5 protein-coding genes are annotated in these 10,069 nt (G+C 69.3%); all 5 read right to left on the bottom strand.

The annotated features are described in order from the left end of the window. Nucleotides 1-174: 174 nt before the first annotated feature. The 5 genes from ABTZ59_RS23345 to ABTZ59_RS23325 all read right to left on the bottom strand — a co-directional run bounded on the left by ABTZ59_RS23345 (nucleotide 175) and on the right by ABTZ59_RS23325 (nucleotide 9,987). Nucleotides 175-1,419, bottom strand: a complete 1,245-nt coding sequence (locus ABTZ59_RS23345; RefSeq protein WP_351412437.1) for an MFS transporter — start codon at nucleotides 1,417-1,419, stop codon at nucleotides 175-177. Between the two features lie 269 nt (nucleotides 1,420-1,688). After that, complete coding sequence (locus ABTZ59_RS23340; RefSeq protein ID WP_351412424.1) at nucleotides 1,689-3,683, bottom strand: hypothetical protein; 1,995 nt, start codon at nucleotides 3,681-3,683, stop codon at nucleotides 1,689-1,691. A gap of 438 nt (nucleotides 3,684-4,121) precedes the next feature. Beyond that, nucleotides 4,122-5,825: a right-handed parallel beta-helix repeat-containing protein gene (locus ABTZ59_RS23335; protein WP_351412420.1), complete on the bottom strand. Its 1,704-nt coding sequence runs from the start codon at nucleotides 5,823-5,825 to the stop codon at nucleotides 4,122-4,124. A gap of 283 nt (nucleotides 5,826-6,108) precedes the next feature. Continuing rightward, on the bottom strand, nucleotides 6,109-8,280 hold the full coding sequence (locus ABTZ59_RS23330; RefSeq protein ID WP_351412415.1) for a glycoside hydrolase family 3 N-terminal domain-containing protein: 2,172 nt from the start codon (nucleotides 8,278-8,280) through the stop codon (nucleotides 6,109-6,111). 105 nt (nucleotides 8,281-8,385) lie between these two features. Beyond that, the gene (locus ABTZ59_RS23325; RefSeq protein WP_351412407.1) at nucleotides 8,386-9,987 is read right to left on the bottom strand and encodes an FAD-dependent oxidoreductase; all 1,602 of its coding nucleotides are present in this window, start codon (nucleotides 9,985-9,987) and stop codon (nucleotides 8,386-8,388) included. Nucleotides 9,988-10,069: the final 82 nt, after the last annotated feature.

Here is a 10,069-nt window from a genome sequence, read left to right as displayed (position 1 = left end):
CCTCTCCCCACCTCTGTGGTGATCCGGGCCCCCGGTGCCCGCCCCACTACCGCGCGGGGACTCCCCCGGTTGGGCGGCGGGGCCCCCCCGTGGTCCTGCCCGGTCGATCTTCGCGGGCCCGCGAAGATCGACCGGACAGGACCTAGGCGGTCCCCGGCCTCCAATCCGGAGGAGTCACCGCTCTGAAGTGCTCCGGGCAGCGAGGCCGCGTATCTCCACAGGGCGTCCCCCGACAGCCAGCAGGGGAGCCAGCAGCGCCGTCGCCACAGCGAGCACCGGCAGCACCAGCAGTGCGACGCGCACACTGCTGTGAGAGGCGAGGAAGCCGATGAGGGGCGGGCCGGCGAGGAAGGCGAAGTAGCCGGCCATGGACACCGTGGCCACGGCGGTACCGGGTGAGCCGGTGTGCAGTCGGCTGGCGCCGCTGACGACCAGCGGGAAGGACGCGGCGATACCGAGCCCGACCAGCGCGAAGAAGACCACCGCCACCAGCGGGTGCCCCGTCGCGAGCACGACCACGGCGCCGACCGCGGTCAGGAGGGCGCCCACGCGGACGACCCGGACAGGGCCGAAGCGGCCGGCCGTCCGGTCGCCGGCCAGCCGTCCCACCGTCATGGCCACGGCGAAAGCCACATACCCGGCGCCCGCGGAACCAGGACCCGCGTGCAGTGAGTCGGCCAGATACACGCTGCCCCAGTCGGTCACCACCCCCTCGATGAGCAGGACACACAGCCCCAGAACACTGAGCAGAAGCAGCCGGGGGGTGAATCGGGAGGCAAGGGCCGTGGTGGAGGCGCTCCGGGCGGAGCGGGAACGTGCCGGGCCGGGGTGCTGGTGCGCCGCGGGCCGCAGGGCGGCCGCCGCCGGCGCGGCGGCGAGCATGACGACGACGGCCGACACGGCGAACTGGGCGCGCGGTGTCACGCCCCCGGCCGCGGCGAGCGTACCGGCCAGCGCACCGGCCAGCGCACCCGCGCTGAAGAGGGCGTGGAAGGAGGAGAGCCTGGCCCGGCCGCTGCTGCGCTCAAGGTCCACCGCGTGGGCGTTCATGGCGACGTCGAGCGCACCGGCCGCGGCGCCGAGCACGGCCAGGCCCGCCATGAGTTCCGGCAGAGAGCGGGCCAGTCCTGGCAGGGCGATGGCCGCCGCGTACAGCAGGACCGCGGTCCGCGCCACGGCCCGGCTGCCGAAGCGGTTCACCAGCAGGCCGGCCGCGGCCATCGCCGGTACGGATCCCAGAGCCACCCCGAGCAGTGCCAGCCCGAGCTGCCCGTCGTGCATCTGAAGCTGTTCCTTGACCTGGGGGATGCGGGGCGCCCAACTGGCCAATACGAGCCCGTTGATGAAGAACACCACATAGAGCGCGACGGCGCCGCCCTCTCCGCGCTCTCCCCCGCACCGCGCACCGGGCCCGCTCACCACGGAGCAACACCCGCGAGGAGCCGCACCTCAGCCCCCAGCGGTGTCACCTGGAACGCCGAGGCCCCGGTGCGGGAGAAGGCGCACACGCACACTTCCCCGCACCGGCCCCCAGCTCGCACTCCCCCGTGCACCGCCCGGTGCTTGGTCAGGTTCACGAGATCAGCCCCTCCACGTAGTCGGCACGCGTCATTCTCACCGAGGCGCTCCGGCCGCGTGACCTCTTCGGCCGCATCGCCCCCACGGTGCGGCCGATGGGCGCCCTGGTGTCAGCCGGTGGGCCTCGACGGCGTACTGGCTACCGTGAAGGAGTACGACACCGCGAATGGGCCATGTCCGTACGTCACCGTAATGGAATCGCGAGGTTTGGCACCCGATGCGGCGAGGTCGAGGGTGGCGCTGAACGTCTTCGAGTTCTTCTCGGTCTGTGTGACGGTCAGCTGCTTGGTGGTGCGGTCGCCCACGCGTACATCGACCGTGCCTTGGTCCAGGGCGTCCGCGTCGAGATTCAGAGGCGCTTCCAGATCGACGCGCACCTTGGAATCCGCCCGCACCACACGCGCCGGGACATTGCCCTGGGTGCCGACCTTGAGCTGTGTCTGGTCGGCCGCCCGCCAGGTCAGGGATTCGTTCCACGCGGTGTTGAAGGCGACCCAGCCCTCGGTGTGTCCGATGTTGCCCTGCTCGGGATTGAAGGGATAGTGCCCGTTCTTGGGGCTCCCGTCGAGCACGCCGGAAGCGCCTTCCAGCAGTCCGGCGCCGCCGTAGTATTCGGAGAACCATCCGTTCTCCACACCCTCGAATCCCGCTTCCTCGCTGGGCGCGTCGTACGAGGCGTGCCGCCCGGTGGGGTTGCGGCCGAAGATGTTGTCCACCTGAGCGGTGGCGATCTCGCGGAGTCGAGCGGCCAGCGGATCGTGGCCCAACAGCTTCGCGGCGGCGAGTGCGGACGCGGGGAAGCCGGCTACGTTTCCCACCTCGTTGGGGTCGTCGGAGCCGCTGCCGCTGAAGGCCGGAATGGTCCAGCGGTCGTCGGAGTACCGGCGGAAGTCCCACAGATTGTCCGAGCGGTCGACGGCGATGCGAGCCCAATCCCTGACGAACTTCCTGATGCCACGGGGAGCCTCGTCCGGATATGTTTCGGCGAACTGCACCAGGCCGGTGACCAGTACGGATTCACTCTGCCGCTGCCCCTTGGTGACACGTGGGTCCTCAAGATCCAGATGGTCGATCAACCAGGTCGCCTGCGCCTGGGCGGCCTGCAAGTAGCGGTCGGCATCAGCGCGGCCTTCGCGCTTGGCGACCTCATGCATCATCAGGTTCGGCCACACCGAGTGCCCTGGTGCGAGCTCCCCCTTGCCAGTCCCCACCTGCGTGTACACCTGGAACAGGTCGCCGGTGTGGGGAGTGAAAGCCTGCCAGTGGTACCGATCACGATCAGCGTCACCCCATGACGCGAAGAGGTGATCGCTTGCGCGCCGGTACACCGATTCAGGAATGTACGTGTCGAGCTGCGGATAGGCATAGACGAACGCGGCCAACTGTTCCTTGAACTGCGGATCATTGACCTCCTGCTGAAGCAGCAGCTCAACTCCCCAGTAGATGATTCGCACAATGTCCGGAGTGCCTTCCGGCAGTGTCACCGGCAGGCCCTTGTAGTCGGCGTCCACACGAATCCGGTCGAACGCACTGGGGTTGGCCAGGTACATGTCGATGAGCGATTGGATCTCCCTTGAGTATTGCGCCGCGTCGCGCCAGGCCACGCCCTTCATGCAGTCGCGTGCGCCGTACTCGTCGCTGACAGGATCGACCGTCTTGCGCGTGTAGTCGCCGAAGTAACACCGGCTGCCCGCCATGAATTCGACAGCGCGCTGATAGGACACACGGTCCGTCCAGTACGCGCCGATCCCGAAGGGGACCGATGTTCCTGTGCCGGCCGCCGCGGTGACGGTGACGACGAAGTCCCCTGTGTCGCGCGGATTGAACCCGGTGAAGTCCCCTACATTGCCGTTGACTTCGCCCCGGTACCGGACCTTCCCGGATATGTCGGTGATGGTGAACGTCGCACCGTCCTCGGCCCGCGGCGCGGTGAACCGTTTGGATTCGCCGAGGCCGAAACCGCTTTGGTTGAGCAGGACTGGTTGCGCGGCCAAGGGGTCCCCTGCCGCCGCTCCGGTGGATTCGTGGCCGGTCGCCGCGGATGCCATGCCAGGAACGGCGCTCAGGACGAGCGCGCCTACGGCTAGAAACAAACGAATCTTCATGGGGTGCCTCACTGTCCGATGGGACGCTTGGGCGGTCAGCCGTCGGGGCGGGTGCGCAAGCGGTGCTCATGCGTATGAGTACCGGCGGCGGGGACTTCTGGACCTCTGCTCCTACGTATGACCGTGGAACGTACGAACGTTGTGCGAGAGCGTCAGGAGTGTGACGGGAAGGTTTCAGCCCATCGGTTCGCCAACGGCTCTCCAACGGGGTTTCGGCGCAGGCGACTTGGGTGTGCCGTGGCCAGCGGCCCGGGCACCATGCCTGGGAGGAGCGGCGGCCAGGCCGCCCGCCCGCGCGAAGGAGCACGAGGCGGACGGCCACCCGGCTTCGACGAGGAACGCTACGGGACAGGCGACACCGCCGAGCGGGCCGTCAACCGGCTCAAGCACGCACGCGCGGTCGCACTCACACTCGTCCCGGCACCGTTTGCCCCGTCACTAACCCGCGTCAGCCCCGATGTTCGGCTTGGCGGGAATGGTGGTCCCGTAATAGTCGATCCCGCCGTTGCCTGACACCGCCGTGCCCGCGCCGAGCGCCGGTGAGCCGGACTTAAGGGTGTATGCCTGTGGGCACGGCTGCGGTCCTGTACCCGAGGCCGGCGACCACGAGCAGGTGCCGCCCGCGCCGGGCGAGGTGAACAAGGGATCACCCCACACCGCGCCCGACTCCAGGCCGACCGCCTGCCACGCGGCGAAATCGCTGTAGGTGGTGCCGCTCCAGCGCCAACCACCCGTGTTCGTCCCGTAGTACAGGTTGTTCGACAGCGTCATGCCGGTCTGTCCGTACGGGTTGTAGTAGAGCTGGCCGGTCTTGCCGTATGTGCCCTTGTTGGCCATGTGGCAGATGTTGTCCTTGATCTGCGAACCGCTGGCCCAGGTCCCGGAGGCGTAGCCGAACATGAAGCACGCGCTGGCGCCCGCCTTCTTGTTCGCGCTCTGGTCCTTGTTGGTGAAGAAGGTGTTGCCGTAGATCGACAGCGCGTTCTTCGGCGCGTTGGGCACCACGTCGAACAGACCGCCCTGGGCGTTCGCCCAGTCGTCGTTCTCCGAGATGTTGTAGCGGTAGGTGTTCGGTCCCCACACCCGTGAGCCGACGGTCGAGGTGTAGGCCAGCAGACCACTGCCCGCGTTGCCGTGCGTGTAGTTGTACTCCACCACCGAGTTCGTGGTGCCACCGTCGAGGTCGATGCCGTCCCAGTCGCACCCGGCCGTATAGGCCGGAACCGGCTGCACCTTGTACACCTCGTTGCGGCGGATCGTCACATCATTGGAGGTGTACGTCATGATGCCGCTGGCGCCGCCGCACGAGGTCACGTTGGCACCGATGTCATGGACCACGTTGTGCTGGATGACAGCGCCGTTCCAGCCGTTCGCGGTCAGCGCGGCCCCGGTGCTCTGGGCCGCCATACCGAGGTTGTAGACCGTGTTGCCCTCGACCCTGACATTGGTGATGTTGATCCCCGAGCCCCAGCCGTAGACGCCCGGTCCGGCGTTCGAGGTCACGGCGGCTCCGTGCAGCTTGTTGTCGAGGATCTGCACATCGTCCAGCGGCCCGCTGTTGCCGTTCACCGCGTAACCGAGCACCATGATCTGCCCGCCGAAGGTACTGACGCTGCCGCTCGGCGTGGCGAAGCCCGAGATGTCGGAGCCGGTCACCTTCAAGCCCTTGGCCGCCGTCGCTGACTTCTGGTTCTGCAACAGCACACCGGCCGCGGTCGTGCCGCCGTTGACCAGGCTCATGTTGTCCAGCTGGAAGCCGCTCACGTTGTCCGCGGTGACCGCCGCCGAGTAGTCCCCCGTGCAGGTGGACTTGAGGGTGGCCTGTCCGGTGCCGTACGAGGTCACCTTGAACGGTGTCGACGCCGAGGACGCGGGCACGTTGTCGGCGTCGAAGAGCAGGCAGCCGGAGAACCACTCCTGGCCCTGGAACGAGACGGTGCTCCCCTGCGGGAAGGTGAATCCGTTGACCTTCCCGACCGACTTCCACGCCTGATCCGGCGACAGACCGCTGTTGCCGTCATTGCCGAAGGGCGATACGTAGTACGTGGTGGCGGCGGCGTGCGCGGTGCCCGTGGTGGCGCCCGCCAGCAGCAGGCCCAGCATTCCCTGGGCCACCACTGCCGCGACGATTCTTGCTCTCATGCTTCCTCCCACTGCGAGGCCGTGACGACGCACGGGCACGCAGGTGACGACTCGTGGTTGAGGCATGCCTCGACGAACCACACACAGCTCGGCCGGCGTGGCGACGGGCGGTGTGGATCGAAGAGTGGTTGAGGGGATCTCCTCGGCGCGTCACTCCCTTCGGCGGACGGCTTCCGTCGTCCGGATCGAGACGGTCCTTCCTGTGCCGGCCTGTTCCCGGCCGGAGATCAAGTGGCCAGGTGGTCAAGTGGCCAGGTGGTCGGTTGGGGGGGTGATCAGGTGATCAGGTGATCAGCAGTGTGCACCAGGCCTGTGTGCGTGAGCTGTTACCGGTGTGGAGGTGGATCTCGCCCGGCTCCACGATGAACTCGCCCGCGGGATCGTTGGTCCAGTAGCCGATGTCCTCGGCGCCCAGGGTGAAGCGGACCTGCCGCTCCTCCCCCGCCGCGAGCCGGACACGGCGGAAGCCGCGCAGCCGGCGAACGGGCTGGGCGATGGTGGCGGCGAGGTCCTGGAGGTAGAGCTGGACCACCTCATCGCCCTCGCGCTCACCGGTGTTGCGGACCGGGACGGTCACCTCCACCGTCGCCCCCGCCCGCAGCTCCGCCACCCCGATCCGCTCACGACTCAAGCGGGGTTCGTCCAACGAGAAGGTGGTGTAGCTCAGCCCGTGGCCGAAGGCGAACTCGGGACCGGCGGCGAGATCGAGGTACTTCGATACGAACTTCGTCTCGGGTCCGGCGGGGTCGTACGGGCGGCCGGTGGTCTCGTGGTTGTAGTAGAACGGGATCTGGCCGACCGTGCGGGGGAACGTCACGGGCAGCTTGCCGCCGGGAACCACGGCTCCGGTCAGGACGTCCGCGACGGCGGGGCCGGCCTCGATGCCCAGGTGCCAGGCCATGATGATCGCCGGTACCTGGTCCGCCCAGGTGCCGATCGTGAGTGGACGTCCGCCGACCAGCACCACGACGCAGGGCTTGCCGGTGCCGGCGACCGCTCTGACCAGGTGCTCCTGGGCGCCGGGCAGGCCCAGTTCGCTGCGCGCGGCCGCCTCCCCGCTGATGGCGGACGGCTCGCCCACCACGAGCACCACGGCGTCGGCGGCCTCGGCGACCGCCACCGCCTCCGCGATGCCGGAGGTGTCGGCCCCCTCCGGGGACACTCCGACGGCGTGGCGGATGTCGGTGTCAGGCAGTGCCGCGCGCAGACCGGCGAGCACGGGGACCGCCTCCGGCGCGCCGGGCAGGGTCCACGTACCCAGCAGATCAACCGAGTCCGCGAACGGGCCGACGACCGCCAGCGCACGCAGGCCCGACCCGTCGAGGGGAAGGACGTCGCCGTCGTTCTTCAGCAGCACCACGCAGCGCCCGGCGGCCTCGCGCGCCGCCGCCCGCGACTCGGCGGTCGGGGCGGTCAGCGCCGCGCTCTCTTCCACGTACGGGCGCTCGAACAGGCCCAGGCGAAGCTTCAGGCGCAGCACCCGCGCCACGGCATCGTCCAGCCGTTCCCGCGTCAGCGCCCCGGAGGCGAGCAGTTCCTGGCCGTGGTCGACGAACGTGGTGGACACCATTTCCATGTCCACTCCGGCGGTCAGGGAGCGACGTGCCGCCTCGGCCTCGTTCGCCGCACCGCCGTGCGCGATCAGTTCCAGGACTCCGGTCCAGTCGCTGACCACGACGCCGTCGAAGCCCCACGCGTCCTTGAGGATTCCGGTCAGGGTGTGCGGGTTGGCGTGGGCCGGGATGCCGCTGATGGTGTTGAACGCGGCCATCACGGTGGCCGCGCCGGCGTCGACGGCAGCTTGAAACGGGGGCAGATAGAGGTTGCGCAGCCGCTGCTCGGACACGTCGACGGTGTTGTAGTCGCGGCCGCCCTCGGCGCCGCCGTAGGCCACGAAGTGCTTGGCGCAGGCGGCGACGCGGTCCGGCGCGGTCAGGTCCTCGCCCTGGTAGCCGCGTACCTTGGCCACGGCGTAGGCGGTGGTCAGGTACGGGTCCTCACCGATGCTCTCGGCGATCCGGCCCCAGCGCGGCTCGCGGGTGACGTCCATCATCGGGGAGAACGTCCAGTGGATGCCGTTGGAGCGGGCCTCACGTGCGGAGACCTCGGCGTCCGTCGTGGTCACCGACGGGTCGAACGCGGCCGCCTGGGCGAGCGGGATCGGGAACGTCGTGTGGTAGCCGTGGATCACGTCCAAGCCGAAGACCAGCGGGATGCCCAGCCGGGATTCCTCCACGGCGATGCGCTGCAGCGCGTTGCTCGCCCCGGCGCCGACGACGTTGAGTACCGAGCCGAGCAGGCCCTTGCGGGCGGCGGCCTCGGTCGCCTCGGTGTCGCCACCGCCCGGCCCGGTGTCCCAGGCCCAGGCCAGCTGCTGCAACTGGCCGAGCTTCTCCTCTACGGTCATCCGGCCCAGGAGTTCCCCGACAAGGGACTCGTGGTCATGGCCGCTCATAGCGGATTCCTCTCAGAGATGGTTCGGACCCGGGCCCCTGTTGTCAGGGGACCGGGGGGTGGCTGAAGTGGCCGTCGGGCGAGGGCCGATGGCGCGCGCGGCGTCTCAGTAGTGGTGCGGTCGGCTGCGAATCTCCTCCGGCCAGGCCAGTTGAATGCCCAGGGTATGGCTGAGCAGCCTTTGGTAGTCGGCCAGTTGGGTCTGGTCGGAGCGGACCTTGCGGGGCGGCAGGGCCCGGTCGAGGCAGAATCCGGCGAGGGCGCCGACCGCTTCGCCGATGGCCCACTCGACGGGGTGCAGCCGGTAGCAGCCGTTGGTGATGTGTGTGGTGCCGATGTTCTTGTTGGCGGGCAGGAGGTTGTCGACACGTACGGGGATCAGGGCGCCCAGCGGAATCTGGAACGGGTAGGACTCGATGTCGATATAGGTGCGGCCCGCTGTGCTGGGGTGCAGGTCGATGCGGTAGCCGCCGATGCCCACGCTGTCGTGGAACACCGCGCCGCCGGCGCCCGGCGGGCGGGCCTCGACGCCCACATGCTGTTCGACCACGGTGAACTCGGCCTTGATACGGCGCGATTCGCGGATATAGGGCGCTTTGGCGAGTCCGTCCGGGGTACCGGTGACGTCGGGCCGCAGGCGCAGTCCCGGCCAGCCGGTGCCGCCGTCGGGGCGGGGGGCCTCGGTCTGCAGCCAGTGCAGGAAGGACAGCGAGAGGTCGCGGCTGGCGTCGAGTGCCTTTCGCCGCTGCTGGGCGTCGACACCGAGGAGCGGCGCCTCCCAGTAGTCGATCTGCGGCCAGTTGACCACGGTCAGGTCGGAGGCGAAGGCTCCGGCCGTGAACTGTTCGCGGGCCAGAATGCGGCGGAACCGCCAGAGGTCGAAGTGGTCGTCGGGCGCTCGGTCGGCGTCCATCAGCTTCCAGGTGCGGTGCTGGAGGGTGATGGGGACGACGTCGGTGAAGGAGAGCTGCGGACCGGGCCAGAACGGGGCTACGGCCGTGCGCCAGTGATCGTAGGCGGCGGGCCGGTCGATCACATGGTCCTCGCCCGGCCGGTGTTCCAGGGCGAAGCACCAGGACACGGCCTGTTGGTCGAACGGCTCCGCTGTCTCGGGCGCGTGCGGCTCCCCGGTCTCGTCGCGACCCTCCGCGCCGAAGACGTGTTCGACGTCGGCCAGTTCCAGCAGTTCACCGAGTTCGGTGGCGTCGGCGACATAGGCGGCGTGGACGGTGATCTCGCGTCCGTCGTGGGGACCGGCCAGTGTGACCGCCTCGACGCGGTCGCCGTCGGTGTGCGCGGCGACCGGCTCGTACCCGGTCAGGACGGTGATCGCGCCGGAGGACCGCCATGGGGCGAGCATCTCCTCGATGGCGGCCACGGCCACCCGCGGTTCGTGGCACATCCGGCTCACGACGCCGAGACCGGGGTCGAGCAGCGGGTCCTGTGCGGCATCCGGTCGGAGGGGATAGTTGCGACGGTAGTAGTCACGCACGCGGCAGCGCAGTTCGGCGTAGCCAGGCGGGGCGGCCGGGCCTTCGATCCAGGGATGCTCGTCGGGCGGCACGGCCTGTGCGGTGAGCTGTCCGCCGAGCCAGTCGGTGGCCTCGGTGAGCACGACGGTCCGGCCGAGCCGGGCGGCGGTGAGCGCCGCGGCCACGCCGCCCAGGCCGCCGCCGACGACGAGGACCTCGGTTCGCATTTCTCTCATGGGGGCTGGGGTTCCTTCTGCCGGTTGTGCCGGTCGGAGTGGTCGGAGTGGCCAGCCATCGGGTTCGTGGCAGCCGGGACCG

This window comes from Streptomyces sp. NPDC094034 (genome assembly GCF_040303865.1).
In the GTDB taxonomy this organism is placed as follows: domain Bacteria; phylum Actinomycetota; class Actinomycetes; order Streptomycetales; family Streptomycetaceae; genus Streptomyces.
The sequence above is the reverse complement of the archived record's forward strand: the minus strand, read 5'-3'. Positions and strand labels throughout refer to the sequence as shown.

Bases quoted from the DNA above. Each gene is read 5' to 3' on its own strand.
- ABTZ59_RS23340 (WP_351412424.1), bottom strand. From the start codon at position 3,683: ATGAAGATTCGTTTGTTTCTAGCCGTAGGCGCGCTCGTCCTGAGCGCC.
- ABTZ59_RS23335 (WP_351412420.1), bottom strand. From the start codon at position 5,825: ATGAGAGCAAGAATCGTCGCGGCAGTGGTGGCCCAGGGAATGCTGGGC.
- ABTZ59_RS23330 (WP_351412415.1), bottom strand. From the start codon at position 8,280: ATGAGCGGCCATGACCACGAGTCCCTTGTCGGGGAACTCCTGGGCCGG.
- ABTZ59_RS23325 (WP_351412407.1), bottom strand. From the start codon at position 9,987: ATGAGAGAAATGCGAACCGAGGTCCTCGTCGTCGGCGGCGGCCTGGGC.